Origin of the sequence: Mycolicibacter algericus DSM 45454 (assembly GCF_002086455.1) — a bacterium.
Classification (GTDB): domain Bacteria; phylum Actinomycetota; class Actinomycetes; order Mycobacteriales; family Mycobacteriaceae; genus Mycobacterium; species Mycobacterium algericum.
This window is the reverse complement of the sequence record NZ_MVHC01000009.1, coordinates 99567-125079: the sequence shown is the minus strand read 5'-3', so window position 1 is coordinate 125079 and position 25513 is coordinate 99567. Positions and strand designations below refer to the sequence as shown.

The window sequence follows — 25513 nt, the reverse complement described above, 5'->3', positions numbered from 1 at the left end:
CATGAAAACCGTGATGGATGACGAAGAACGGGTGATCGTCGAGACCGCAGCGGCGTTCGCCGAGAAGCGCCTCGCTCCGCACGCCCTGGAATGGGATGAGTCCCACCACTTTCCGGTCGATGTGATGCGGGAGGCGGCCGAACTGGGAATGGCGGCGATCTACTGCCGCGACGACGTCGGCGGGTCCGGGCTGCGCCGGCTGGACGGGGTGCGCATCTTCGAGCAGTTGGCGATCGCCGACCCGGTGATCGCCGCCTACCTGTCGATCCACAACATGTGCGCCTGGATGATCGACAGCTACGGCACCGAAGAGCAGCGCAAGAACTGGGTGCCGCGACTGGCGCCGATGACCGCGGTCGCCAGCTACTGCCTCACCGAGCCGGGGGCGGGATCCGATGCCAGCGCGTTGAGCACCCGCGCGGTGCGGTCCGGGCCCGGACAGAACGCAGACTACGTGCTCGACGGCGTCAAGCAGTTCATCTCCGGCGCGGGCGTCTCGGATGTGTATGTGGTGATGGCGCGCACCGGCGCCGACGGCCCTCGCGGCATCTCGGCGTTCATCATCGAAAAGGACACTCCCGGACTGAGTTTCGGAGCCGCCGAGCAGAAGATGGGCTGGAACGCCCAACCGACCGCACAGGTCATCCTGGAGGGGGTGCGGGTGCCCGCCGAAGCGATGCTCGGCGGCGAAGACGGCGAAGGCAACGGCTTTAACATCGCGATGAACGGCCTCAACGGTGGCCGGATCAACATCGCGGCCTGCTCGCTAGGCGGCGGCCAGGCCGCGTTCGACAAGACCGGCGGCTACCTGGCCGACCGGTCGGCGTTCGGCAAGGCGCTGCTCGACGAGCCGACGATCCGGTTCACGCTGGCCGACATGGCCACCGCACTGGAGACCTCCCGGCTGCTGCTGTGGCGGGCGGCGACCGCCCTCGACGACGGCGCCGAGGACAAGGTGGAGCTGTGCGCGATGGCCAAGCGCTACGTCACCGACGCCTGCTTCACCGTGGCCGATCAGGCACTGCAGCTGCACGGCGGCTACGGATATCTGCGCGAATACGGTCTGGAGAAAATCGTCCGGGACCTGCGGGTGCACCGCATCCTGGAGGGCACCAACGAGATCATGCGGATGGTCGTCGGCCGAGCCGAGGCCGCTCGGGTCCGGACCGGCAGCTAGGAGCTTCGATGCAGACAGTCGCATTTCTGGGACTGGGACACATGGGCGGGCCGATGTCGGCGAACCTGGTGGCCGCCGGGCACACCGTGCGCGGCTTCGACCCGGTGCCGGCGGCGGCCACGGCCGCCGAGCAGCGCGGCGTGAGCGTCCAGCCGTCGGCCTCCGAAGCGGTCGCCGGCGCCGACGTGGTGATCACCATGCTGCCGCACGGCGACGCGGTGAAACGCTGCTACGCCGACATCCTGCCGGCGGCCCAACCGGGCGCCCTGTTCATCGACAGCTCCACCATCTCGGTCGCCGACGCACGTGAGGTCCACGCGCTGGCCGGCTCGCACGGGTTCGCCCAACTCGACGCGCCGGTGTCCGGCGGGGTCACCGGCGCGGTCGCGGGGCGGTTGGCCTTCATGGTCGGCGGAGAGCAGGACGCGGTACAGCGCGCGACACCGGTGCTGGAGCCGATGGCAGCCAAGGTCACCCACTGCGGCGCGGCGGGCGCCGGCCAGGCCGCCAAGATCTGCAACAACATGGTGCTGGCCGTCCAGCAGGTGGCCGTCGCCGAGGCGTTCGTACTGGCCGACAAGCTCGGCCTGGCCGACCAGGCGCTGTTCGACGTGATGACCGGTGCCACCGGAAACTGCTGGGCACTGCACACCAACTGCCCGGTTCCCGGCCCGGTGCCCACCTCGCCGGCGAACCGGAACTTCGAGCCGGGATTCGCCGCCGCGCTGATGAACAAGGATCTGCACCTGGCGATGGACGCGGTGGGCTCGACCGGCGCCAACGCCCCACTGGGCAGCCATGCCGCGGCGATCTACGCCGAGTTCGCCGCCGAACACGGCGGCAAGGACTTCAGCGCCGTGATCGAGATGCTGCGCGGCAGTTGAGCGACTATTTCGCGATGGCCATCACCGCGCCCGGCCTCAGCCAGCCGATGATCTTCACCAGCGTGGCGTCATCGATCGCCACGCAGCCCGCCGTCGGCCCGCCGTCGGTGGTGTGAAAAAAGTAGGCGGAACCGTCACCGGGTGTACGAGACTTATTGACGCCGATGACCACCGCGTGCCGGTACTGCGGGATGTTGAGGTTCTCGCTGGCCGTCGTGTCGAACGGGCACTGGGCTTTCTTGCAGATCTGCATGGTGTTGTAGGTCGGGCTCTTGGAGTCGCTGTCCCACCAGTGGTCGGATCCGACCTGCACGTACGGCAGGCCGCCACCGGGACTCGGAGCGGTGCCGAATGCGGAATCGAGCGTGTAGAACCCCATCGGAGTCGACGGCTCACCTTCTTTGGTTCGCGGGGTGATGCCCGCCGAACCGACATGCGCCGGAATCCCGGCAGCAACCGGTTCCCAGCCCGCGGGAGTCCGCTGATAGACATCGATCTTCGCGGTCGAATGACCCACTCCGACAACCGAAACCACCTGGGTGGCCGCAACTGGGAAGCCGACCGCATTCGCGAACCACGGATCGACAACCGCCGCGGTCGGTGGCGCGGTCACCGCCGTCACACTCATCGCGCACAGCACTGCGCACAGCAGAAGCACCAGTTGACGCACCACGTCATGGTCGATGGCCGGTGGCGGCAACGTCAAATGATGACCGCGCTGCGCGTCAAGCAACAAGCGCCGTCATCAACCTGCTTCGCGGCAGCTGAACCGCGCCACCACCCGCTGCGCCTGCAGCTCCCGGCACCCGTTGGCCGACAACCCGTCGTAGCCGTCCCGGTCGGCGAAGATCGCCGGCAGGCCGATAGCCGCGGCGGTCCGGGCGCCGGCCTCGGATCCGGCGATCACCAGCGACTCGCCTGCGACGATGCCCAGTTCCCACAGCGCCAGCCGGTAGAGCTCGGCGTCACCGGCGGGACCGGTCAGGTCCTCGGCGGTGACGATGGTCTCGGTCATACCGTCCCCGATCAACTCCCGCACCCGGGCCTGCACCACGTCGCGGGGTCCGGCGCCGACCACGGCCACCCAGAGACCGGTGGCGAACAGGCTCAGCACCAGGTCCACCAGGCCGGAGCGGGGCTCGCCGTCGGCATCGGAAAGGGCGTCGATGTCGAAGATCACCGCTTGCAGGGGGTACACCTCGGCGTCGGGTTGCACCTGGTCCCACCAGAACGGGCGGCCGGCACTGGTCCATGTCGCGAGCTCAGTTGTGATCTGCATAACAGCAGGATGCCGAAGATCGGGCCGGACGTCCTCCCCCATCCGGGGGAACCGTCCGGGTAATCGCCGGGAGATCTGGGCGGAGGCATCGAACCGGTGGGGCTTTATTGTCTTGCTATGCCCGTGCGACTGGTCCTCGTCGACGATCACGAGATGGTGATCGAGGGCCTGCGTGCCATGCTCACCGCATTCGCCGACCGCATCGAGGTCGTGGGGCAGGCGATCAGCGCCGAACAGGCCCTCGCCGTGGTCGCCGACACCGACCCCGACGTGGTGTTGTGCGACGTGCGGATGCGCGGTGAGAGCGGCCTGGACCTGTGCCTGGCGCTGCGGGAACGCGATCCGGAACGCAAGGTCGTGATGCTGTCGGTCTACGACGACGAGCAGTACCTGTTCGAAGCGCTGCGGGTCGGCGCGAGCGGCTACCTGCTCAAGAGCATCAGCAGCGACGACCTGGTGCACCAGATCGAGTTGGCCCACCGCGGCGAGACGGTGATCGATCCCGGCCTGGCGGCCCGGGCGGCCGGCACCGCGGCACGACTGCAACGCGACGAGTTCTGGCCGGGCGCTCGCCAGGGCCTGACCCAGCGGGAGAGCGAGATCCTGGCCTGCATGGTCAGCGGGCTGTCCAACCGCGGCATCGCCACCAAACTGGTGATCGGCGACGAGACCGTCAAGAGCCACCTCCGCTCGATCTACCGCAAGCTGGGGGTGTCCGACCGCACCGGTGCGGTGGCCACCGCATTGCGCGAGGGCATCTACCGGTGAGTACCTCCGGCAACAACCGGTCCCGCGCCCGCAAACGGGGCGCGGTACGCGATTTCGGTGATTTCGTCGACCCCAACCACGAGCTGGCGCTGCTGCGGGAACTGATCCAGGCCGCCTCCAGCGGGCCCGGGGTGGAGCCGCTGGCCGCCGCGGCGGCCCGGATGATCACCGCGGCGACCGGCACCGACGTCTGCTTCGTGCACGTCCTCGATGACACCGAACGCTCGCTGACGCTGACCGGCGCCACCCCGCCGTTCGACACCGAGGTGGGCAAGATCCGGCTGCCGCTGGAGTCGGGGGTGTCGGGCTGGGTCGCCCGGCACCGCGAGCCCGTGGTGATCAGCGACGACAAGGAGGCCGACCCGCGTTACGTGCCGATCGAGTCGCTGCGCGGGCGCGATTTCACCTCGATGGTGTCGGTGCCGATGGAGACAGATCCGGGCGGCCTGGTGGGGGTGCTCAACGTGCACACCGTGGAGCGCCGCGACTTCGCCCCCGGCGACATCGAGCTGCTGCGGGTGATCGGCCGGCTCATCGCCGGCGCCATGCACCAGGCCCGGCTGCACCGGCAGCTGGTGGCGCGCGAACGCGCCCACGAACTCTTCGTCGAGCAGGTGATCGAGGCCCAGGAGATCGAGCGGCGCCGGCTGGCCGGCGATATCCACGACGGCATCTCGCAGCGGCTGGTGACACTGTCCTACCGGCTGGATGCCGCCGCCCGGGCGGTCGGCAACGACCCGGACGAGGCGTCGCAGCAACTGGAGGCCGCCCGGGAGCTGGCCGGGCTGACACTGCAGGAGACCCGGGTGGCGATCAGCGGGCTGCGGCCGCCGGTGCTCGACGACCTGGGCCTGTCCGGCGGGCTGGCCAGCCTGGCTCAGTCGATACCGCAACTCAAGATCGAGCTGGACCTGGCCGAGATCCGGCTGCCCGAGCACATCGAGTTGGCGCTGTACCGGATCGCGCAGGAGGGCCTGCAGAACGTCGTCAAGCACGCCGCCGCGACGACGGTCCGGCTGGGATTCACGGTGACCGCCGACCCCGACGTCGCGCGGCTGGAGATCGTTGACGACGGGGTGGGTTTCGACACCTTCGAGCACCCGGTGGGCGGCGACGACATGGGCGGCTACGGGGTGCTGTCGATGGCCGAGCGCGCCGAGCTGGTGGGCGGCCGGCTCAACATCCGCTCGCGGCCGGGGGCGGGCACCGCCGTCACCGCCACCATCCCGGTGCCGTCCCCCTCCGCGCGAGCGTGCGCGTCCCCGGCCGACACACCGGACTGATCACCGGGATTAGGCACCCTCGCGCCCGAAAAACGCATCCCCGAGACGCCCCGGACCGGCCCGTCAGAAATCCCCGGCGTTGCGCCGCAGCGTCTCGATCGCCGACGACAGCATGCGCGACTCCTGCCCCGACATCCCGATGTCGGAGAAGACCTCGCTGTTGAGGCTGGCCGTCGCGTCGGCCACCGTCGAGCGGCCCGCGTCGGTGATCGACACCAGCGTGGTGCGGCCGTCGGTGGGGTGCGGCAGCCGCTCCACCAAGCCGGCGGCCTCCAATCGCCGAATCGCGTGCGTGACGCTGGTGACGTGGACCTGCAGCCGGTCGGAGGCCTTGGTGATCGGCAGTGCCCCGGACCGGCTGAACGCCAGCAGCCGCAGCAACTCGAACCGGGAGAAACTCAGGTCGTAGGGCCGCAGCGTCGCCTCCACCCGCGCCAGCAGAATCTGATGCGCCCGCATCACCGACGTCACCGCCACCATCCCGTCGGCGACGTCGCCCCAGCCGGCCCGTTCCCAGTTGGCGCGGGCCAGCGCGATCGGGTCGGCGTCGTCGGGAGGGTGGAAGTCCACGCCCGTTCTTATCACTTTTGGCTGCGACCGCGTGGGAACTGAAGTGTTCGAACCGCTAGGCCACGGTCAGGATTCGCGGCCCGTCATCGGTGACCGCCACGGTGTGTTCCCAGTGCGCCGCGCGGGAACTGTCGGCGGTGACGACCGTCCACTCGTCGTCGAGCACCACGGTCTGGTCGGTGCCCAACGTCAGCATCGGCTCGATCGCCAGCACCGACCCGGCCACCAACAGCGGTCCGCGGCCCGGCGACCCTTCGTTGGGCAGGAACGGGTCCATGTGCATCTGGCGGCCGATGCCGTGTCCGCCGTAACCGGCGACGATGCCGAACGAGCGACGGAACTCGGCCGACGCGGCGCGCGCCCCGGTCTCGATGGCATGCGAGACATCGCTGAGCCGGTTGCCGGGGACCATCGCGGCGATCCCGGCCCCCAGCGCCTGCCGGGTCGCCGCCGACAGGTCCTCGTCGGCCTGCGCCAGCTTCCCGACACCGAGGGTGATCGCCGCATCGCCGTGCCAGCCGTCCAGAATCGCACCGCAGTCGATGGATACCAGGTCACCGAGCTCGAGCACCTCGGTCGACGACGGGATGCCGTGCACCACCCGATCGTTCACCGAGCTGCAGATCGAGGCGGGAAAGCCGTGATAGCCCAGGAACGACGGCGTCGCACCCGCGTCCCGAATCACCGATTCGGCGATGTCGTCCAACTGCAGGGTCGAGGTACCCGCCACAGCGGCCTCGCGCACCGCGGCCAGTGCCGCCGCCACGACGGCGCCTGCCGCGGCCATCGCGTCGAGCTCCCCCGGGCTGCGATGCGGCACCCGCCGCTTCGGCAGTCCGATCACTTAGCGTCCCAGCGCCTTCAGCAGCCGGCCGAAGACCTCGTCGACGGTGCCGAGCGCATCCACGACGTGCAGCTCGTGTTCGTGCTGGTAGAAGTCCAGCAGCGGCGCGGTCTCCTCGCGGTAGACGATCATCCGGTTGTGGATGACCTCGGCGGTGTCGTCGGCGCGGCCCCGCTCCCGCAACCGGGCGAGCAACTCGTCCTCGCTGACCCGCAGCTCCAGCACCGCGTCCAGCTTGGTGTTGCGCTCCTCGAGCATGTCGTGCAGCGCCTGGGCCTGTTCCACCGACCGGGGAAAGCCGTCGAGGATGAAACCCTTGGCGGCGTCCTCTCCGTCGATGCGGTCGGCGACCAGCGCGTTGGTCAGCTCGGAGGGCACCAGGTCACCGGCGTCCAGGTACGCCTTGGCCTTGCGGCCCAGCTCGGTGCCCTGGGCAATATTGTTGCGGAACAGATCGCCGGTGGAGATCTGCGGGACACCCAGCTCCTGGGCCAGTTTGACGGCCTGCGTGCCCTTGCCCGCCCCGGGCGGTCCCAGCAGGATGACTCTCACTTGAGGAACCCTTCGTAGTTGCGCTGCATGAGCTGGCTCTCGATCTGCTTGACCGTGTCAAGGCCGACACCGATCATGATCAGCACCGCGGTTCCGCCGAACGGCAGGTTCTGCACCGTCCCGGAGTTGCCCATCTGCAGGAACAGGTTGGGCAGCACGGAGATCACGCCCAGGTAGATCGAACCCGGCAGCGTGATCCGGTTGAGCACGAAACGCAGGTAGTCCGCGGTCGGGCGTCCCGGCCGGATCCCCGGAATGAACCCGCCGAACTTCTTCATCTCGTCGGCGCGCTCGTCGGGGTTGAACGTGATCGACACGTAGAAGTACGTGAAGAAGATGATCAGCCCGAAGTACACGGCGATGTAGACCAGGTTGGACGGATCCGACAGGTAGGTGCTGACGGCCTTGTCCCACCAGCTGTTGCCGACACCGCCACTGCCGCTGCGGACCAGCTGGGTGACCAGCTGCGGAATATAGATCAGCGAGGAGGCGAAGATGACCGGGATGACGCCGGCCTGGTTGACCTTGAGCGGCAGGTACGTCGAGGTGCCGCCGTACATGCGCCGGCCGACCATCCGCTTGGCGTACTGCACCGGGATGCGGCGCTGCCCTTGCTCGACGAAGACCACACCGACGACGATGACCAGCGCGGCCAGGCAGACCATGGTGAAGACCAGGCCGCCCCGGGAGTCCAGGATGGTCTTGCCCTCGATCGGGATACGAGCGGCGATACCGACGAAGATCAGCAGCGACATGCCGTTGCCGATGCCGCGCTCGGTGATCAACTCACCGAGCCACATCACCAGCACCGCGCCGGCGGTCATCACCATCACGATGACGACCAGGGTGAAGATGCTGTGGTCGGCGATGATGTCGTGGCGCAGGCTGCAGGTCTGCAGCAGCCCGCCATTGGCGGCCAGCGCCACGATGGACGTCGCCTGCAGCACGGCCAGTGCGACCGTCAGATAACGGGTGTACTGCGTCATCTTGTTCTGGCCGGACTGGCCTTCTTTGCGCAGCTCCTCGAAGCGCGGGATGACCACCGTCAACAGCTGCACGATGATGCTGGCGGTGATGTAGGGCATCACGCCGATGGCGAACACCGTCAGTTGCAGCAGCGCGCCGCCGGAGAACAGGTTGATCAGCGAATAGACCTGCGCCGCGTCGCCGCCGCTGACCTCCTTGATGCACTGCTGCACGTTCTGGTAGTCGACGCCGGGCGACGGGATGGCCGCCCCGAGCCGGTAAATGATGATGATGCCCAGCGCGAACAGGATCTTGCGCCGTAGGTCGACCGTCCGCAGTGATGAGATGAAAGCCGAGAACACTCTTCTCCTCCTGCGCAGCCGAGGTCCGGTCGCGGCGTGCCATTGGGCTGGTTTCTTCCGGCCCGTGTTAGTCCTGGGTGGTCCTGCGCTTTCGCGTCGACGCGCCGACCGGTCATGATGCGGCCACACGTGTCTTCAGGCGCGTCAGCAGTCTACGAGACTAACAGCTCAGCGCCGCGGGCCGGGCAGCCGCAGGGACACCCGCCTGCCAGCGGAAGATCAGCGAACCGGCGTACAGTCGTCGATAGCTCATTAAATACGCTAACTAACTTTCGGGCCGGCCGCCGGTCCAGATAAGGAGTATGCGCGATGGCACAAACCGGCCGATTTCCTGGCGACACCTGGGACCTGGCCTCCAGCGTGGGCGTCACCGCAACCGGCGTGGCCGCGGCCCGCGCGATGGCCGGCCGGGCCGAACACCCCCTGATCGACGACCCGTTCGCCGAGCCCTTGGTGCGCGCCGTCGGGCTGGACCTGTTCACCGGACTGGCCAGCGGCGAGATCGACCCCGCCGACCTGGGCGACGACAGCCCGATGGGCATGATGCGGATGGCCGACAACATGGCGGTGCGCACCCGGTTCTTCGACGACTTCTTTCTGCAGGCGACCGAGGCCGGGATCCGGCAGGCGGTCATCCTGGCCTCGGGTCTGGACTCCCGCGCCTACCGACTCCCCTGGCCCGCCGGCACCGTCGTCTACGAGGTCGACCAGCCCGAGGTGATCGAGTTCAAGACCCGAGTGCTGTCCGAGCACGGCGCGGCGCCGACCGCTCAGCGCCGCACGGTCTCGATCGACCTGCGCGAGAACTGGCCGGCGGCGCTGCGAGCGGCGGGCTTCGAGCCGGGTCGGCCGACCGCCTGGAGCGCCGAGGGATTGCTGGGTTACCTGCCGCCGGAAGCGCAGGACCGACTGTTGGACACCATCACCGCACTGAGCGCGCCGGGCAGTCGGGTGGCCACCGAGAGCATGCCGGGCCTGGACGGCGACACCGAGGAGCAGGCTCGGCGGCAGATGCGCGAGGCCGCTGACCGGATGCGCAGCCACGGCCTCAACCTCGACATGACCGAACTGCTCTACTTCGGCGACCGCAACGAGGCCGGTTCCTATCTCGCCGACCACCGCTGGCAGGTCAGCAGTCGCGGCGTCGGCGAGTTGTTCGCCGCGCACGGACTGCCGCCGCTGCAGGAGGGTGACGGTCCCGGGTTCGGCGGGCTGTCCTACATCAGCGCGATCCGGGGCTGACCGGCATGGCGCGCACCGAGAACGACAGCTGGGATCTGACGTCCAGCGTGGGTACCACCGCCACCATGGTCGCCGTCGCCCGCGCCCTGGCCACCGCCGAAGCCGACCCGCTCATTTCCGACCCGTTCGCCGCACCGCTGGTGCGCGCCGTGGGCATCGATTTCTTCACCGGGATGCTCGACGGGACGCTGGAACCGGCGGTGGCCGCCGAGGCCCGCGCCGCTGCCGAACCCATGACCGCCGTGATGGCGGTCCGCACCCGGTTCTTCGACGACTTCTTTCTGCAGGCGACCGAGGCCGGGACCCGGCAGGCCGTCATCCTGGCCGCCGGATTGGATTCGCGGGCCTACCGCCTGGCGTGGCCGCCGGGTAGCGCGGTCTACGAGATCGACCAGCCCGATGTGATCGAGTTCAAGACCAGCACCCTGGCCGAACTGGGCGCCCAACCCACCGCCGACCGCCGGACGGTTGCCGTCGATCTGCGCGACGATTGGCCGGCCGCCTTGCGCCGCAACGGGTTCGACGAGACCAAACCGACCGCGTGGAGCGCGGAGGGCCTGCTCATCTATCTGCCCCCGCAGGCGCAGGACCGGCTGTTCGACAACATCACCGCGCTCAGCGCGCCGGGCAGCCGGCTGGCCACCGAGTATCACCCTGACGGCGCCGCCGCGCTCGGCGACTCGAACCAGTCGCTGGGTCAGCGGTTCGCCGATCAGGGCCTGGATCTCGACATGGCCAACCTGGTCTACGCCGGCGAGCGACACCCGGTCGGGCCCTATCTGAACGAGCGGGGGTGGCAGGTGAACGAACGCACCCGAGATGAGGTCTTCGGCTGCTACGGCCGCAGCTTCCCCGACGGCGACATCGTGGCCCGGCTGCGCAGTTCGGTGGCGATCGAAGCGCTTCGCAGCTAGCTGCCCCATTCGGCCCATCCCTGACCGCCGGCCACGGTATAACCACACCAATGGTGCTCAAGGTCGATGTTCCGCAGCACCTGATCGGCGGCGACGTCGACGAGGGCTACGGCAAGGTAGCGGACGCGTTTCGCGCGAATTTCGCCGGCGGCCACGAGGTGGGTGCCGCCGTGACGGTGTACCGCGACGGCGTCAAGGTCGTGGACCTGTGGGGCGGCTACCGCGACGGCTTCACCCGGCAACCGTGGCACCGGGACACCATGGTCAACGTCTTCTCGTCCACCAAGGGGGTGGCGGCCCTTGCCGTGGCGCTGGCGGTGTCACGGGGCATGTTCGGCTACGACGACAAGGTCGCCGACCACTGGGCCGAGTTCGCCCAGGCCGGCAAGGGCGCCGTCACGATTCGCGACCTGCTCGGCCATCGGGCCGGGCTCTGCGCGCTGAAACCCGCGCCCACCCTGGCCGACATCGCCGACCCGGATCGGCTGGCGCCGATACTCGCCGCCCAGAAACCGCTCTGGGCTCCGGGCACCCGGCACGGGTATCACGCGATCACACTGGGCTGGTACGAGTCCGAGCTGATCCGCCGCACCGACCCCGCCGGGCGCACCCTCGGCCGCTTCTTCGCCGACGAGATCGCCAACCCCCTGGGACTCGACCTGCACATCGGTCTACCGGCTTCGGTGCCACGCGACCGGGTGGCGCTGCTGCACCAGTGGAAACGGGCCGAGTCGCTGCGGCATCTGGGCGTGATGCCCGCGGCACTGGTGGCCGCGTCGTTCAACCCGTTCGGTCTGCTGGCGCGGGCGAGTTCCTTGCCGCGCGACATCAAACCCTGGGACGGCGACTACAACCGCGACGACGTGCGCGCCGTCGAGATCCCGTCGGCCAACGGGATCGGCGCCGCGTCGGCGATCGCGCGACTCTACGGTGCCGCGGCAACCGCAGATCCGTTACTGGCCCTGGGCGCCGGGGTGCGTGATGCGCTCACCGCGCTGCCGGCGCCGCCATCCCGCGGCGAGCGTGACAAGGTGCTGGGCGTCGAGGTGGTGTTCTCGTTGGGGCTGTCCAAACCGGCGTTCGGCGCGGTGTTCGGCTCCACCGACAAGGCTTACGGCACACCAGGTTTCGGCGGCTCGTTTGGATTCGCCGACCCCGACACCGGTGTCGGCTATTCGTACGTGATGAACCGTCTGGGTTTTCACCTCTACAGCGATCCTCGGGAGCTCGCGCTGCGCCAGGCGTTGTTCGGCGACGTGCTGGGCGCCCGGCCGCAGACCTAGGCGGCCGCCGCCCGCGGCGCCCCGGCACAACCCAGCTCGTGCCGCGACGGCTACATGTGCTCCGGGCAGTAGTGCGCGGTGGAGATGGCGGCGAACTGGCCGGCCGTCTGAATGGTGAAACCGGGGTTGGTGGCCTGCACCGCAACGACGGTGTCCATCGGGGACAGTCCCGCGTCCATCAGCTGGCACACCGCGCGGCCGGCAGAGACGGTGGCCTGGTCACTGGCCCGGTGGCTCAGTCCCGCCCCCGACAGGGTGGCCAGGAACTGCCCGTCGACGCCGGAGGGCGCGGCGTGGGCGGGAGCGGCCAAGCCGACCATCGCGCTCAGACCCGCCAACAGCAGTAACCGTTTCATGCCCGTAAGCGTGGCCGGCGCTCGTTAAGCAGGCGTTACCGAGCTTTTACTGCGGCGAAGCGCTTTGTTGAATCTGTGTTACACGCTCACCAGCGCGATTCCCCCAGCCACAGCACGTGGGCGCCCTTGACCGACCGTTCCGCCTGGTCGAGGATCCCGGCCAGCGATCGCATCAGCAGGCCGCCGACGGCGTCGGGCAGCGACGCCGCCGGCTGCGAGGACTGCCGCGGCCGGACGAAGTCCCACAGCGACGACCCCGGGTAGGACACGGTGCGGACCTGCGCGTCCTCGTCCAGCCCGGCCAGCACCTTGGCGCGTCGCACCGCGGCGCGCAGTCCGCCAAGCTCGTCGACCAGGCCGCGTTCGGCGGCGTCGGCACCGGTCCACACCCGCCCGCGCGCGACCGCGTCGACCGCCTCGGTGGACAGGTTGCGGCCTTGCGCGACCCGCCTCACGAAATCGTTGTAGAACAGGTCGGCTACGTTCTCGACCTGGCCCTGCTGTTCGGCGGTGAACGGGGCGTTGATCGACCAGGCGTCGGCGTTGGCGCCGGTGCGCACCGTGTCGGTGCCGACCCCGAGGCGGTCCTTGAGCTCGCGGGCGACCAGCTTGCCGGTCACCACCCCGATCGATCCGGTGATGGTGCCGGGGTTGGCGACGATGGTGTCCGCACCCGTCGCGATGTAATACCCGCCGGACGCGGCGACCGCGCCCATCGACGCCACCACCGGCTTGCCGGCCTCCCGGGCCTGCTGCACCGCCCGCCAGATGGTTTCGGACCCGGTGACCGAGCCGCCGGAACTGTCGACCCGGAGCACGATCGCGGCGACGTCGTCGTCGGCGGCCGCCTCACGCAGCGCCGCCGAAATCGTGTCGCCGCCGACGCTGCGGTTGCCGAACGGCGGCAGCTGCGGCCCGCCGGCGCCGCTGACGATGGCGCCGGCCACCGTCACCACGGCGATCGCCGGCTTATTCTTGCGGCCTGGCAGGGCCGGCAGGCTCGGTGCGGGTACCAGCGGATTCCCGGCGGTCGCGTTCACGTAACGCGTCAGGTACAGCCGGGGCGGCGCCTCACGGTCATCGGCGTCGACCGGCGATCCGCCGCCGGCGACCAGCTCGGCGATCCTGTCGTAGGCCTCGTCACGGAAGCCGATCCGGTCGATCAGGCCGCCCCCGACCGCGTCGTCACGCAGCAGTGGCGCGCGGTCGGCCAGGGCATCGACTGCGCCGGCGTCCAGGTTCCGGGATTCGGCGACGGCGGCGCGCACCTGGGTGTGCAGGCTCTCCACCAGCGCGGTGTCGGCCTCTCGATGGGCATCGGTGTAGGAATCCTGGGTGAACAAGTTGGCCGCCGATTTGTATTCGCCGCGCGCGACGAACTGCGCCTCGATACCGGCCTTGCCGAGCGCGGTGCGCAGGAACGTCGCGTTCGTGGCGAAGCCGATCAGCCCGACCATGCCCGAGGGTTGCAGCCATACCTCCCCGAAGGCCGATGCCAGATAGTAGGACAGCGTCCCCGGGTAGGTTTCGGCCCATGCCAGCGACGGTTTGACGGCGGTGAACTCGGCGATCGCGGCCCGCAGCTCCTGGACCGGGCCGGCCGCTGCCGCCGAAAGCTGCACCCGCGCAATCAATCCGGCGACTCTAGGGTCGTCGGCCGCCCGGTGAATCGCGTCCACCAGGTCGCGCAGTACCGGCGGTTGGGCACCGAAACGGATCAGTGCCAGCGGGTCGAAGCCGCCGGTCTCGTGCGGCATGGTCTGCAGGTCGAGTTCGAGGACGACGCCGTTGGGCACACCGCGGTGCCGGGCGGTGTCGATACGGCGGGCGACGCCGCGCAGGTCGTCCAGGCCGGGGACCCCGGGCAGCAACGAGAACATGGATTGAGCCTACCGACGTCACACGGTGACGGGGAGCGTGATCGCCCGCGCCGCGGCCTCACCGGCCGGACAGCGGATCCAGGCTCATCAGGCGCTCTTTGTGTTTGTTGAACTCCACTTCGGTGATGATTCCGGAATCGCGCAGCGAGGCGTACTCGCGTAACGCTTCAGCGATCTCTTTGGCCGCGGTACTCGACGGCCTCTCCTGGGCGGGGGCGGTCGACCGGGTGTTCTCCCGGGCGGGGAGCACAGCGCCGGCCAGGGCGCGCCCGGCCATCCCCGTCAGTGCCGCTTGCGCGCCCAGCATGCCGAAACCGCCACCCGCAGCGCTCGGGGCGGCATTGACGCCGGTGCCGGTGGTCTCCGCAGCGGCCAGCCGGACGTCCGGGAGCGCCTCGGCCCACGTCGGCGGCACCGACAACCCGCCGACCAGGCCCGACTCGCCCATACTCCCCGCCGCCGAGAGCTTCAGCAGGGGGAACCCCTTGAAGAAACGCGCCCAGTTGTGCCAATCCCCGAACCCGCCGAGCCCGAGGGTGCCCAGTGGGCCGCCGTCCGCGGCCCTCCCCACCTCATCGGAGTCGACCGCGCCGGTAACCAGGCCGATCCGGTTGAGCCGTTCCATGATGTCCGTGGTTGAGGGTTCGTTGCTGGCCGCGAACGAGCTTTGGAACTGGCTGTAGATGCGCTGGAAGAAATTGGCACTCCCGATGATGGTGTGGTACGCCGAACTCGCGCTGATCCCCGAAACACCGGCCGCGGTGGCCTGTCCCACGACCGGGTCGGCCGCCGCGGGCGCCGCCATCGGCAATGCCAGCTGTTGCAGCGTCTGGGGCACACCCGCCAGTGCGTTTTGGGTCTGGGTCGCCGTGGCACTGCCGGCCGCCTGCGCCGCCGCCGCGGTGGTGTTGTCGGATCCGTCGGAGTTGGCGGCCTTCGGCGGCGCGGTGAACGGCGTCAGTTGCGTGGCCGTCGACGCCGCGGACGCGTAGCCGAACATCGCCGCGGCGTCCTGCGCCCACATCTCGGCGTATTCGGCCTGGTTGGCCGCGATGGCCGCGGTGTTCTGGCCGAAGATGTTGGTGGCGAGCAACGTGAGCAGCTCGGCGCGGTTCGTCGCGATCACCGGCGGCGGCACGGTGGCCGCGAACGCCTCCTCATAAGCCGCCACGCCCGCCCTGACCTGGGCGGCGGTCTCAGCGCACTGCACGGCGGTGGTGTGCATCCAGGCCAGATATGGCGATACCGCCGCGGCCATCAGCGCCGCTGTGGAGCCCAGCCATCCGGTGCTGGTCAGATCGGTGACCAGCGAGGCGTAGGAGGCCGACGCGGCGTCGAGTTCGGCGGCCAGCCCATCCCATGCCGCGGCAGTCGCCGAAATCGGCCCGGGTCCCGGTCCGGCGTACATCAGGGCGGATTGGATCTCCGGCGGAACCAACCCGAAATCCATGCCCTCGCTGCCTCGCCCTCACACCAGTTCCGTGTACACCCGTTTGGAAGACTGTACTAGAGACGCGTTCGGCAGACACAGCCAATGCTCAGCTCTTCCGACTTGATGGGGGTACTGGGGTGACCGATTCGGATCGTGTCGGTGACTGATTGAGGGCTCGCGCCCTTGTGAACTGGGTGTTCTTCACGCATCCAACACAAGAAGGGCGCGAGCCTTGTCCAACGATAGGCCTGACAAATGCCCGCAGTGAAGGCTACAACCGGATCGTCAAGCACGTCGGCCGGACCGCCTTCGGCTTCCGTAACCCCACCAACCAACGCCGCCGAGTACGGTGGGCCTGCACCCGCCAATCACGGCGAGCGCCACTCAGAGCCAGGCGGCTACGCCCCTGCTAACTCGGAAGAGCCGGGTTGGTGGCCTGCACCGCGACGACGGTGTCCATCGGGGACAGTCCCGCGTCCATCAGTTGGCATACGGCGCGGCCGGCGGAGACGGCGGCCTGGTCATTTCCGGTGTGGCTCAGCCCGGCGCCGGTCAGGGTGGCCAGGAACTGCCCGTCAACGCCCGTGGGTGCGGCGAGGGCGGGGGCAGCGAGGCCGATCATCGCGCTCAGACCCGCCAACAGCAGTAACCGTTTCATGCTCATCAGCATGGGCGGCACGCGTTACGCGGGCGTTACTAAGCTTTTTCTGTCGCGCAAGCGTTTGTTGAATCTGTCTTACATCCAGCGGGATTCCCCGAGCCAGAGCACCCGTGCCCCGCTGATCGATCGCCCCGCCTGTTCGGCGATCCCGGTCAGCGAGCGGACCAGCAGGGCCCCGACCGCATCGGAGAACGCCGCCGCCGGCTGCGACGACTGGCGGGGCCGGATGAATTCCCACAGCGACGAGCCGGGATAGGACACGGTGCGGACCTGCGCGTCGGGGTCGAGCCCGGCCAGTACCTTGGCGCGCCGCACTGCGGTGCGCAGGCCGCCCAGCTCGTCGACCAGGCCGCGTTCGGCGGCGTCGGCGCCGGTCCAGACCCGTCCGCGCGCCACCGCGTCGACCGCCTCGGTGGACAGGTTGCGGCCTTAAGCGACCCGCACCACGAAGTCGTTGTAGAACAGGTCGGTTTCGGTCTCGACTTGCCCCTGCTGTTCGGCGGTGAACGGGGCGTTGATCGACCAGGCGTCGGCGTTGGCGCCGGTGCGCACGGTGTCGGTGCCGACTCCGAGGCGGTCCTTGAGCCCGCGGGCGACCAGCTTGCCGGTCACCACCCCGATGGATCCGGTGATGGTGCCGGGGTTGGCGACGATGGCGTCGGTGCCCGCGGAGATGTAGTAGCCGCCGGAGGCGGCGACCGCGCCCATCGACGCCACCACCGGTTTGCCGGCCACGCGGGCCTGCTGCACCGCCCGCCAGATGGTCTCCGACCCGGTGACCGACCCGCCCGGGCTGTCCACCCGCAGCACGATGGCGGCGACATCGTCGTCGGAGGCGGCCTCGCGCAGGGCCGCGGCGATCGTGTCGCCGCCGACACTGCGGTTGCCGAACGGTGACAGCTGGGGGCCACCGGACCCGCTGACGATGGGCCCGGCCACGGTCACCACCGCGACGGCCGGTTTGTTCTTGCGGCCCGGGAGGGACGGCAGGGGCGTAGTCGACACCGGACGCCCGGCGGTCGCGTGCGCGTACCGCGTCAGGTACAGCCTCGGCGGGGCGTCGGGGCCATCGGGATCAGCTGCCGAATCCCCTGGGCCGCCAGCGAGTTCAGCGATCCGGCCGTAGGCCTCGTCGCGGAAGCCGATCCGGTCGACCAAGCCCGCCTGCACGGCGTCGTCACGCAGCAACGGCGCCCGGTCGGCCAGCTCGTCGACGACGGCGGCGTTCAGATTCCGGGATTCGGCGACGGCCTGGCGCACCTGCGCGTGCAGGCTCTCCACCAGAGCGGTGTCGGCCTCCCGGTGTGCGTCGGTGTAGGAATCCTGGGTGAACAGATTGGCCGCCGACTTGTATTCGCCGCGAGCAATGAATTGCGCTTCGATTCCGGCCTTGTCCAGCGCGGTGCGTAAGAACGTCGCATTGGTGGCGAAGCCGATGAGGCCCACCGTCCCGGACGGTTGCATCCAGATTTCGCCGAACGCCGACGCCAGGTAGTAGGACAGCGTGCCCGGGTAGGTCTCGGCCCAGGCAAGCGACGGCTTGACCGCGGTGAAGTCGGCGATGGCGGCGCGAAGCTCTTGGACCGGGCCGGCAGCCGCCGAAGAAAGCTGCACCCGCGCAATGAGTCCGGCGACCCTGGGGTCTTCGGCCGCGCGGTGGATCGCAGCCACCACGTCGCGCAGCACCGGGGGCTGGCTCCCCGAACGGATCAGCGCCAGCGGATCGAACCCACCGGTTTCGTGTGGCAACGACTGCAGGTCGAGTTCGAGCACCACACCGTCGGGCACGCCGTGATGGCGAGCGGTGTCGATACGACGGGCTACGCCGCGCAGGTCGTCCAGGCCGGGTACCCCGGGCAGCAGGGAGAACATGGATTTGAGCCTACCGGCGTCGCGGTCACCGACCGCGGTGTTGGCTGCGGGCGTTCATCGGGTGATGTTCTGCTACAGCAGACCCCCGGGCGCCCCGGCGCCACCGGCGCCACCCGTTTGACCGCTCGGCCCTTCACCCGGCTCACCAGCGGCACCATTGCTGTTGGTTCCGCCGTCGCCGCCAGTGCCGCCGATCGCGCCACCGTTGCCGCCGTCGCCGCCGTCCCCGCCGGCGCCACCGATGAGGTTGAGCACGCCGGGACCAGCGGTACCACCCAGTCCGCCGTCACCGCCGATCGTGCCGGGTGCGGTGCCGGAGCCGCCGGTACCGCCGTCACCACCGTCCCCGCCGGCCAACACGTTCGCCAGGCCCGCGCCACCGTCGCCGCCCTGACCGCCGGTGCCACCGGTGCTTCCCGCGATGTTCCCGGCGGCACCCCCGGTGCCACCGTCGCCGCCGTCGCCAGCCCCGAGGGCACCGACCACCGCGCTGCCCCCGATACCGCCCTGCCCGCCGGCACCGCCGTTGCTGCCGGCAGCGTCACCGGCCGCCCCACCGGTGCCACCGGTGCCTCCGGTCCCGCCGAGTGCGCCGACGACAGCGGTCGCACCTTGTCCGCCCTGGCCACCGGCACCACCGATGCTGTCGGTTTGATCGGCCGCGGCACCACCGGCGCCGCCCTGGCCGCCGGCACCGCCGACAACACCTGCGACCAGCCCGCCGCCACCGGTACCGCCCTGCCCGCCGACGCCGCCGATGCTGCCGCTCTGGTCTGCCGCGGCACCACCGGTTCCGCCGTTGCCGCCGACGCCGCCGAGAGCGTTGGCAACGGCGCCGACCGAACCCTGACCGCCCTGGCCGCCGGTACCGCCGACGCCCGCGGCACCTTGATCGGCGCCGCTGCCGCCGCCCACGCCGGCGACGCCGCCGGTTCCACCGGTTCCGGCGGTACCGGTCGATCCGATCCCGACCAGGGCCGAGCCGGCATTGCCGCCCGTGCCGCCGACCCCGCCGTCGCCACCGGCTCCATTGGCACCGGCAGCTCCGCCATCGGCGGTACCGGCGAGGCCGCCGACGCCGCCGGTGCCGCCGGTGCCGCCGGAAGCGCCGTCGCCCGGGGTGACAAGGTCCCCGATTGCCAATGTCGCGTTGCCGCCGTTGCCGCCGGTGCCGCCGTCCCCGCCGACACCACCGGTTCCGCCGTTGCCGGCGTTGTAGCCGCTACCGCCGGTACCGCCGGTTCCACCGCTCCCGGCCGCACCACCAGCTTTGCCATCGGTGGCGGGGGTAAGTACGAAGCTGTCCTGACCGTTTGCTCCGGCGAACCCGGTACCGCCCTTGCCGCCGGTTCCGCCGTCCCCGCCGTCGCCCTGCTGAGCGTGGGTGGCGCCGTCGGTTTCCAGGCCGCCCTGGCCGCCATTGCCGCCGGTTCCGCCCTTGCCGCCGGTACCAGCGGCCAGGGTCGTGGTGCCAGCCGTGCCTTGCGCACCGTTGCCGCCGACGCCACCGTCGCCACCGACGCCCGCGTGACCGTCTGCCCCGGTGCTGCCGGCGCTACCGGCGTTCGCCGGGTTGTTTCCGGCCCCGTCGAGGCCGCCGGCGCCGGCGGTGCCGGACGTGCCGCCGTGGCCGGCGTTGCCGCCGGTGCCACCCGTCCCGCCATTACCGCCATCGACACCATTCGCCGTGGGCGAGGTGTACCCGGTGCCGCCGGTTCCGCCCGCACCGCCGTCGCCGCCCTGACCGCCGTCGCCGGCGTCACCGCCCTTCCCGCCGGCACCGACGTTGCCGTTGGTGCTGCCGGTACCCGCGGCGCCGCCCTGGCCACCGGTGCCGCCGTTGCCGCCGACCCCGCCGTCGATGCCATCGCCACCGGTACCGCCGGTGCCGCCGGTGGGGCTGCCCACCGTTCCCGTCGTCCCGGTGTTGCCGGTGCTGCCGTTGCCGCCAGTGGTGCCGGTCGCACCGTCGCCGCCGGCACCGCCCTCGCCGCCGTTGCCGCCGACACCTTGCAGACCGGTGGTGCCGTCTGTTCCGGAGTCGGCCCGGTCGACACCGGCCCCGTTCAGGCCGCCGAGGCCCGCGGTACCGCCTTCGCCGCCCTGCCCGCCGGTTCCGCCGGCGCCACCGGTGCCGCCGTTGCCGCCTGACAGCCCGGTGGTGCCGGGTTGGTCGTAGCCGGCGCCGCCGGTGCCGCCGTTGCCGCCGGTTCCGCCCTGGCCGCCGATGCCACCGTTGCCACCGATACCGCCGGCGCCCACCGCGCCGTCTGTGGAACCCGTGCCTGCCGCGCCGCCCTGGCCGCCGGCCCCGCCGTTGCCGCCAGCTAGACCCTGTCCGCCGGTGTGCCCGGTCTCGCCGGTGCCACCGTCGGGTGCCTCGCTGGTTCCTGCCGTGCCCACGCCACCGTCAGCACCGGTCTCCCCGATCCCACCGGCCGCGCCGTTGCCGCCGTTGCCGCCCACGCCGCCGTTACCACCGGCACCCAGGTCGCCGGCGACACCATCAGCACCCGAACTCGCCTGACCATTGAGGCCACTACCCCCGGCACCACCGTGGCCGGCCGCACCCCCAGCACCCCCGGCACCACCGGAACCACCAACCGCACCATCACCACCAGAAGTACCCGCCACCGCACTCACATCAGCCGCAGCGTCATACCCATCACCACCATCACCACCACGACCACCGGTACCACCGGTACCACCATTGCCCCCAGCACCACCTACACCACCAACACCCTGGGTGCCATCGGTGGAACCATGACCGGCCGCACCACCATTGCCCCCAGCACCACCATCACTGCCGGCACCACCAGCCTGACCCGTGCCCCCAGCACCCCCAGCAGTCGCCACCGACGTCGCCGTCCCATCGACGCCGTCCTCACCGTCGGTGCCGACTCCACCGGCAACCCCATCAAACCCGCGACCACCCACACCACCATCGCCACCATCACCGCCAGCACCCTGAACACCATCAAAACCACTAGCGGCACCCGAGGCCGTCAAACCACCCGTGCCCCCAGCACCCCCATCACCACCAGCACCACCATCCTGACCAACACCACCAGCCACCCCAGCCTGCGTCGAATCCTCACCATCAGCACCCGTGGCACCATCCCCACCCCGACCACCAGCACCACCAGAACCAGCGACACCATCAACACCACTGGCCGCCTGCACGCCACCAGCCCCGACACCACCGGCACCACCGGCGGCGGCATTACCCCCATTGCCACCCGTGCCACCGGTGCCACCGGCCTCACCGGCGTTCACCCCATCAACACCCCGAGCACCCGTCGACCCGTCACCACCGGAACCACCATTGCCACCAACACCACCGGCACCCAGGTCGCCGGCGACACCATCAGCACCCGAACTCGCCTGACCATTGAGGCCACTACCCCCGGCACCACCGTGGCCGGCCGCACCCCCAGCACCCCCGGCACCACCGGAACCACCAACCGCACCATCACCACCAGAAGTACCCGCCACCGCACTCACATCAGCCGCAGCGTCATACCCATCACCACCATCACCACCACGACCACCGGTACCACCGGTACCACCATTGCCCCCAGCACCACCTACACCACCAACACCCTGGGTGCCATCGGTGGAACCATGACCGGCCGCACCACCATTGCCCCCAGCACCACCATCACTGCCGGCACCACCAGCCTGACCCGTGCCCCCAGCACCCCCAGCAGTCGCCACCGACGTCGCCGTCCCATCGACGCCGTCCTCACCGTCCGTGCCGACTCCACCGGCAACCCCATCAAACCCGCGACCACCCACACCACCATCGCCACCATCACCGCCAGCACCCTGAACACCATCAAAACCACTAGCGGCACCCGAGGCCGTCAAACCACCCGTGCCCCCAGCACCCCCATCACCACCAGCACCACCATCCTGACCAACACCACCAGCCACCCCAGCCTGCGTCGAATCCTCACCATCAGCACCCGTGGCACCATCCCCACCCCGACCACCAGCACCACCAGAACCAGCGACACCATCAACACCGTCACCGGCGCCTCCGGTGCCGCCCTTCCCGGCATTGCCGCCGTTCCCGCCGGCTCCGCCGGTCTGGCCATCAGCACCCGCGGTCATACCGGCCTCACCGGTTGCACCGGCGGCGCCATTGCCACCGGAACCGCCTACGCCGCCGGTGCCCAACAGGCTGCCGTCCCCGCCAAGGCCGCCGTTGCCGCCGGCGGTGCCCGGCGCCGCGTTCGGATCACTGGCGGCGTCGTAGCCGTCGCCCCCGTCACCGCCGTTGCCCTGTTGACCGGACGGGCCGTTGCCGGCCGTGCCGTCCGAACCGGGTGTCGAGCCGGATCCACCGCTACCGGCTGCGCCGGCGTGACCGACCGCACCGCCATCGCCGCCGTTGCCGGCATCGGGATGCGTGGCGATCCCGTCGGCGCCACGGCCGCCGTCGGCGGCCACCCCGGCGTCGCCGCCGTTGCCGCCGCTGCCACCGGCGCCCTGGCTGCCGGCGGTTGCGCCGTTGATGCCCGCGCCGCCGGCACCGCCGTCGCCGCCCTGACCGCCGGCGGCGCCGCTTCCGCCCGCGCCACCGTTCCCGCCGTTGCCGGTGCCCGCGTTGTCGAACGTGCCGACCGCACCCTGCACACCGTCACCGCCGTTGCCGCCGTTGCCGCCGTTGGCTCCGGCACCGCCCTGGCCGCCGTGATGACCGGCGCCCGAGCCGGTACCGCCGTTGCCGCCGGTGCCACCCGACTGGCCGGCGACGCCGTCGCCGCCGGCCTCGCCCGGCTGGGTACCCGAGCCGCCGTTGGCGCCGCTGAACCCTGCGGTGCCGTCGCCGCCATCGCCGCCGTTGCCGCTGCCGATGGCGTCACCGCCATTGCCGCCACTGCCGCCGTTGGCGCCTCCGTCGCCGCCGTCGGCGCCGTCGCCCTGCACGGCGCCGCCATCCCCGCCGTCACCGCCGTCACCGCCGGTGCCGGTGCCCTGCCCGGCGCCGCCGTTTCCGCCGGCCCCACCGTTACCGACCTGGGTGCCACCGTCACCGCCGGCGCCGCCGTTTCCGCCGTCGGCATCGTCACCACCGCCTCCGCCGTGGCCGCCGGCCCCGCCGTTGCCGATGGTTCCGCCGCTGCCACCGGCTCCGCCGGCGCCGCCGGACACTCCGGGTGTTGTCGAGGTGAAGCCGTCGCCGCCGTTACCGCCGTGGGTTTCGGTGGGTGCCGGACCGGATCCGTCGGCCCCGCCGCTGCCCGCGACTCCGGTGCCCGTGGATCCGCCGGTGCCGGCTGCGCCGCCGGCACCGCCCGCTCCGGCGGTGCCGGCATCGCCGGCGTTACCGCCGGCGCCGCCATCCACATGGTTCGCGTCGCCGTCGGCGCCATCACCGCCGGCACCACCGGCTGCGGCGTTGCCTCCCGCGCCGCCGTCGCCGCCGTTGCCATTGCTGCCGGCCGCCCCGGCCGGCGAGGTCGCCGCGCCTCCGTTACCCCCGGCACCACCGGCGCCGCCGGTCCCCCCGTTTCCTCCGGCTTGTCCGTCGGTGCCCGCGTCGCCGGCGTTGGCGCCGTCGGCTCCGGCCAGTCCGGCGACCCCATCACCGCCCCGCCCGCCATCGCCGGCATTACCGCCGTCTCCTCCGGTCGCACCGGTACCGCCCGCGCCACCGCTGCCACCGGCACCGCCGCTGCCGCCGGACGTGCCCGGCGCCGCACCGGCGGCGAGCGCGTCATATCCGGCTCCGCCATTGCCGCCGATACCTCCGGCGCCACCGGTGCCGTCGGCTGCGCGGGTGGTGCCGTCGGCTTCCAATCCGCCCTGACCGCCGTTGCCGCCGGCGCCGCCGTTGCCCCCGGCGGTTCCGTTCGGGTTGGTGGCGGTGCCGTCGATGCCGTCGATGCCGTCGCCGCCGTTGCCCCCGTTGCCGCCGGCCCCGGCGTGGCCGTCGGCGCCGTCGGCGGCAACCACCCCGTCGCCGCCCACACCACCGGCGCCACCGCGCCCGGCATTCCCGCCGTTGCCGCCGCTGATTCCGGCGGCGCCATTCGGGTCGACAGCCGTCCCGTCGGTCCCAGCCGCGCCGTCGGCGCCATCACCGCCGTCCTTGCCGTCTCCGCCGACACCGCCGGCCCCGGCCGTGCCGTTCGTACCCGCGGCACCGGATCCACCGAACAACCACGCGCCCGCCCCGCCAGCGCCGGCCTGTCCACCGGCGCCGCCGTTGCCACCGGCGCCGCCGTTACTTCCGTTGCCGCCATTGCCGTCTCCGCCGCCGGCGAAGGAGCCCTCGGCACCGTCGAAGCCGCTGCCGCCCGCGCCGCCCCCGCCACCGGCACCGCCGGCGCCGCCGTTACCGCCGATGCCGAGCCACGTCGAACCGGCCCCGCCGTCGCCGCCTTTACCGCCCGCCGTGCCCGTACCGCCGTCGCCACCAGCCACCCCGGCGGCCGAGGAGTCCGCACCGTCGGCGCCGTTCAGACCCGCGCCACCCTTGCCGCCGTTGCCCCCGTTGCCCCACGCACCCATGCCGAAGAAGTCTTGGGCCTGACCCGAGGACCCGCCGTTGCCACCGTCCCCAGCCACCAGCGTCGCCGTCGCAGCGCCACCGGCTCCGCCATCGCCGCCGTGGCCCCACATCTCGCCACCGTGACCGCCGTTACCACCATCGGCACCCAGACCGCCGGCGCCACCATCACCACCGTTGCCGATACCGCCGGCGTGGCCGCCGTTACCGCCGGCTACACCCTCGATGTCCGAGGTCCAGCCGTTACCGCCGTCGCCGAACCAGAGCCCACCGGCCTGGCCGTTCACGCTGCTCTCGGTGCCGTCGGCGCCGTTGCAGATCATCCCGCAGAAGTTCTCGGTGAACGGCGCGAAGATCTGGTTGATCACGCCATTGACCTGCGACCCGAAGTCAGAGTTGATCCAGTCCTGCAAAAGTGCATGCAGCGGCATGTAGAAGTAGGTGTCCCACAGCTGGGCGATCTCCATCCCAGTCGCATCAGCCGAATCGGGCAGATCCCAGGCCGAGCCGATCCACTCGGACGTCAGTGCTTGAGAGTCGGGTTCCAGACCGAACCAGCCCAGAAAATCGTCGAACTCGAAGTCCGCACGGGCCTCCGGCGCGGCCGCCAGTGGAGTCATCCCGAATGCCAGGAACGCCGCCACGGCGCTGCCCGCTCCCACGGCACG

Annotated in this window: 18 protein-coding genes and 2 pseudogenes; 8 read left to right on the top strand and 12 right to left on the bottom strand. The window is 70.8% G+C overall.

Annotated features, from left to right (window positions below):
* The first annotated feature begins 1 nt into the window (after position 1).
* Entirely contained in the window at positions 2 to 1177 is a 1176-nt protein-coding gene (locus tag BST10_RS11540; protein WP_041318634.1) for an acyl-CoA dehydrogenase family protein, read from the top strand.
* An 8-nt stretch (positions 1178 to 1185) separates the two neighbouring features.
* Complete coding sequence (mmsB, locus tag BST10_RS11535; protein WP_013830220.1) at positions 1186 to 2061, top strand: 3-hydroxyisobutyrate dehydrogenase; 876 nt, start codon at positions 1186 to 1188, stop codon at positions 2059 to 2061.
* A gap of 4 nt (positions 2062 to 2065) precedes the next feature.
* On the opposite strand, the gene BST10_RS11530 is transcribed toward mmsB, so the two are convergent.
* Positions 2066 to 2689 carry a L,D-transpeptidase family protein gene (locus tag BST10_RS11530; protein ID WP_275987176.1) on the bottom strand — a complete coding sequence of 208 codons (624 nt, stop codon included), beginning with the start codon at positions 2687 to 2689 and terminating at the stop codon, positions 2066 to 2068.
* 117 nt (positions 2690 to 2806) lie between these two features.
* Positions 2807 to 3340 (bottom strand): HAD family hydrolase, encoded by a 534-nt coding sequence (locus BST10_RS11525; RefSeq protein WP_013830222.1) that lies wholly within the window; start codon positions 3338 to 3340, stop codon positions 2807 to 2809.
* 117 nt (positions 3341 to 3457) lie between these two features.
* Here BST10_RS11525 and BST10_RS11520 point away from each other — a divergent pair, with 117 nt between their 5' ends.
* Together BST10_RS11520 and BST10_RS11515 are read left to right on the top strand one after the other, a co-directional pair.
* Positions 3458 to 4108: a response regulator gene (locus tag BST10_RS11520; RefSeq protein ID WP_083037859.1), complete on the top strand. Its 651-nt coding sequence runs from the start codon at positions 3458 to 3460 to the stop codon at positions 4106 to 4108.
* Complete coding sequence (locus tag BST10_RS11515; protein ID WP_013830224.1) at positions 4105 to 5391, top strand: GAF domain-containing sensor histidine kinase; 1287 nt, start codon at positions 4105 to 4107, stop codon at positions 5389 to 5391. Before BST10_RS11520 ends, BST10_RS11515 begins: the two co-directional genes overlap by 4 nt.
* Positions 5392 to 5454: 63 nt before the next feature.
* Here the strand turns inward: BST10_RS11515 and BST10_RS11510 are convergent, their stop codons facing one another.
* Genes BST10_RS11510 through secY form a run of 4 tightly spaced genes read right to left on the bottom strand, consistent with a single transcriptional unit; the run spans position 5455 to position 8685 of the window.
* A complete protein-coding gene (locus BST10_RS11510) occupies positions 5455 to 5961 on the bottom strand; it encodes a MarR family winged helix-turn-helix transcriptional regulator (protein WP_083037858.1) in 507 nt (168 codons plus the stop codon).
* 55 nt (positions 5962 to 6016) lie between these two features.
* The gene (gene map / locus BST10_RS11505; RefSeq protein ID WP_013830226.1) at positions 6017 to 6805 is read right to left on the bottom strand and encodes a type I methionyl aminopeptidase; all 789 of its coding nucleotides are present in this window, start codon (positions 6803 to 6805) and stop codon (positions 6017 to 6019) included.
* Complete coding sequence (locus BST10_RS11500) at positions 6806 to 7357, bottom strand: adenylate kinase (RefSeq protein ID WP_013830227.1); 552 nt, start codon at positions 7355 to 7357, stop codon at positions 6806 to 6808.
* Positions 7354 to 8685: a preprotein translocase subunit SecY gene (gene secY / locus BST10_RS11495; RefSeq protein WP_013830228.1), complete on the bottom strand. Its 1332-nt coding sequence runs from the start codon at positions 8683 to 8685 to the stop codon at positions 7354 to 7356. Before secY ends, BST10_RS11500 begins: the two co-directional genes overlap by 4 nt.
* Positions 8686 to 8994: 309 nt before the next feature.
* Between secY and BST10_RS11490 the strand changes: the two genes are divergently transcribed.
* The 3 genes from BST10_RS11490 to BST10_RS11480 are packed head-to-tail and all read left to right on the top strand — an operon-like array spanning position 8995 to position 12124.
* Positions 8995 to 9927, top strand: coding sequence for a class I SAM-dependent methyltransferase (locus tag BST10_RS11490; RefSeq protein ID WP_083037857.1), 933 nt, complete (start codon positions 8995 to 8997; stop codon positions 9925 to 9927).
* A 5-nt stretch (positions 9928 to 9932) separates the two neighbouring features.
* Positions 9933 to 10841, top strand: a complete 909-nt coding sequence (locus tag BST10_RS11485; RefSeq protein WP_083037856.1) for a class I SAM-dependent methyltransferase — start codon at positions 9933 to 9935, stop codon at positions 10839 to 10841.
* Between the two features lie 50 nt (positions 10842 to 10891).
* Positions 10892 to 12124: a serine hydrolase domain-containing protein gene (locus BST10_RS11480; RefSeq protein ID WP_083037855.1), complete on the top strand. Its 1233-nt coding sequence runs from the start codon at positions 10892 to 10894 to the stop codon at positions 12122 to 12124.
* A 50-nt stretch (positions 12125 to 12174) separates the two neighbouring features.
* Here the strand turns inward: BST10_RS11480 and BST10_RS11475 are convergent, their stop codons facing one another.
* From BST10_RS11475 to BST10_RS11465, 3 genes are all read right to left on the bottom strand, one after another.
* Positions 12175 to 12480 carry a DUF732 domain-containing protein gene (locus BST10_RS11475; RefSeq protein ID WP_013830232.1) on the bottom strand — a complete coding sequence of 102 codons (306 nt, stop codon included), beginning with the start codon at positions 12478 to 12480 and terminating at the stop codon, positions 12175 to 12177.
* 86 nt (positions 12481 to 12566) lie between these two features.
* On the bottom strand, positions 12567 to 14360 hold the full coding sequence (gene sppA, locus BST10_RS11470) for a signal peptide peptidase SppA (RefSeq protein ID WP_083037854.1): 1794 nt from the start codon (positions 14358 to 14360) through the stop codon (positions 12567 to 12569).
* A 58-nt stretch (positions 14361 to 14418) separates the two neighbouring features.
* Entirely contained in the window at positions 14419 to 15810 is a 1392-nt protein-coding gene (locus tag BST10_RS11465) for a PPE family protein, SVP subgroup (protein ID WP_083037853.1), read from the bottom strand.
* 227 nt (positions 15811 to 16037) lie between these two features.
* Here BST10_RS11465 and BST10_RS11460 point away from each other — a divergent pair.
* Positions 16038 to 16205, top strand: a pseudogene (locus BST10_RS11460) (transposase); the annotation flags it as partial.
* Here the strand turns inward: BST10_RS11460 and BST10_RS11455 are convergent.
* The 3 genes and pseudogenes from BST10_RS11455 to BST10_RS24170 form a co-directional block, all read right to left on the bottom strand.
* Positions 16202 to 16450 (bottom strand): DUF732 domain-containing protein, encoded by a 249-nt coding sequence (locus BST10_RS11455; protein ID WP_205277418.1) that lies wholly within the window; start codon positions 16448 to 16450, stop codon positions 16202 to 16204. The pseudogene BST10_RS11460 and the gene BST10_RS11455 overlap by 4 nt on opposite strands.
* A gap of 78 nt (positions 16451 to 16528) precedes the next feature.
* Positions 16529 to 18325: pseudogene (gene sppA, locus BST10_RS11450) on the bottom strand (signal peptide peptidase SppA).
* Between the two features lie 72 nt (positions 18326 to 18397).
* Entirely contained in the window at positions 18398 to 25489 is a 7092-nt protein-coding gene (locus BST10_RS24170; RefSeq protein ID WP_207567903.1) for a PGRS repeat-containing protein, read from the bottom strand.
* Between the last annotated feature and the right edge of the window lie 24 nt (positions 25490 to 25513).

Coding starts and splice junctions, on each gene's coding strand:
- BST10_RS11540 (WP_041318634.1), top strand. CDS start 2: ATGAAAACCGTGATGGATGACGAAGAACGGGTGATCGTCGAGACCGCA.
- mmsB (WP_013830220.1), top strand. CDS start 1,186: ATGCAGACAGTCGCATTTCTGGGACTGGGACACATGGGCGGGCCGATG.
- BST10_RS11530 (WP_275987176.1), bottom strand. CDS start 2,689: ATGAGTGTGACGGCGGTGACCGCGCCACCGACCGCGGCGGTTGTCGAT.
- BST10_RS11525 (WP_013830222.1), bottom strand. CDS start 3,340: ATGCAGATCACAACTGAGCTCGCGACATGGACCAGTGCCGGCCGCCCG.
- BST10_RS11520 (WP_083037859.1), top strand. CDS start 3,458: ATGCCCGTGCGACTGGTCCTCGTCGACGATCACGAGATGGTGATCGAG.
- BST10_RS11490 (WP_083037857.1), top strand. CDS start 8,995: ATGGCACAAACCGGCCGATTTCCTGGCGACACCTGGGACCTGGCCTCC.
- BST10_RS11485 (WP_083037856.1), top strand. CDS start 9,933: ATGGCGCGCACCGAGAACGACAGCTGGGATCTGACGTCCAGCGTGGGT.
- BST10_RS11480 (WP_083037855.1), top strand. CDS start 10,892: ATGGTGCTCAAGGTCGATGTTCCGCAGCACCTGATCGGCGGCGACGTC.
- BST10_RS11475 (WP_013830232.1), bottom strand. CDS start 12,480: ATGAAACGGTTACTGCTGTTGGCGGGTCTGAGCGCGATGGTCGGCTTG.
- sppA (WP_083037854.1), bottom strand. CDS start 14,360: ATGTTCTCGTTGCTGCCCGGGGTCCCCGGCCTGGACGACCTGCGCGGC.
- BST10_RS11465 (WP_083037853.1), bottom strand. CDS start 15,810: ATGGATTTCGGGTTGGTTCCGCCGGAGATCCAATCCGCCCTGATGTAC.
- BST10_RS11455 (WP_205277418.1), bottom strand. CDS start 16,450: ATGAAACGGTTACTGCTGTTGGCGGGTCTGAGCGCGATGATCGGCCTC.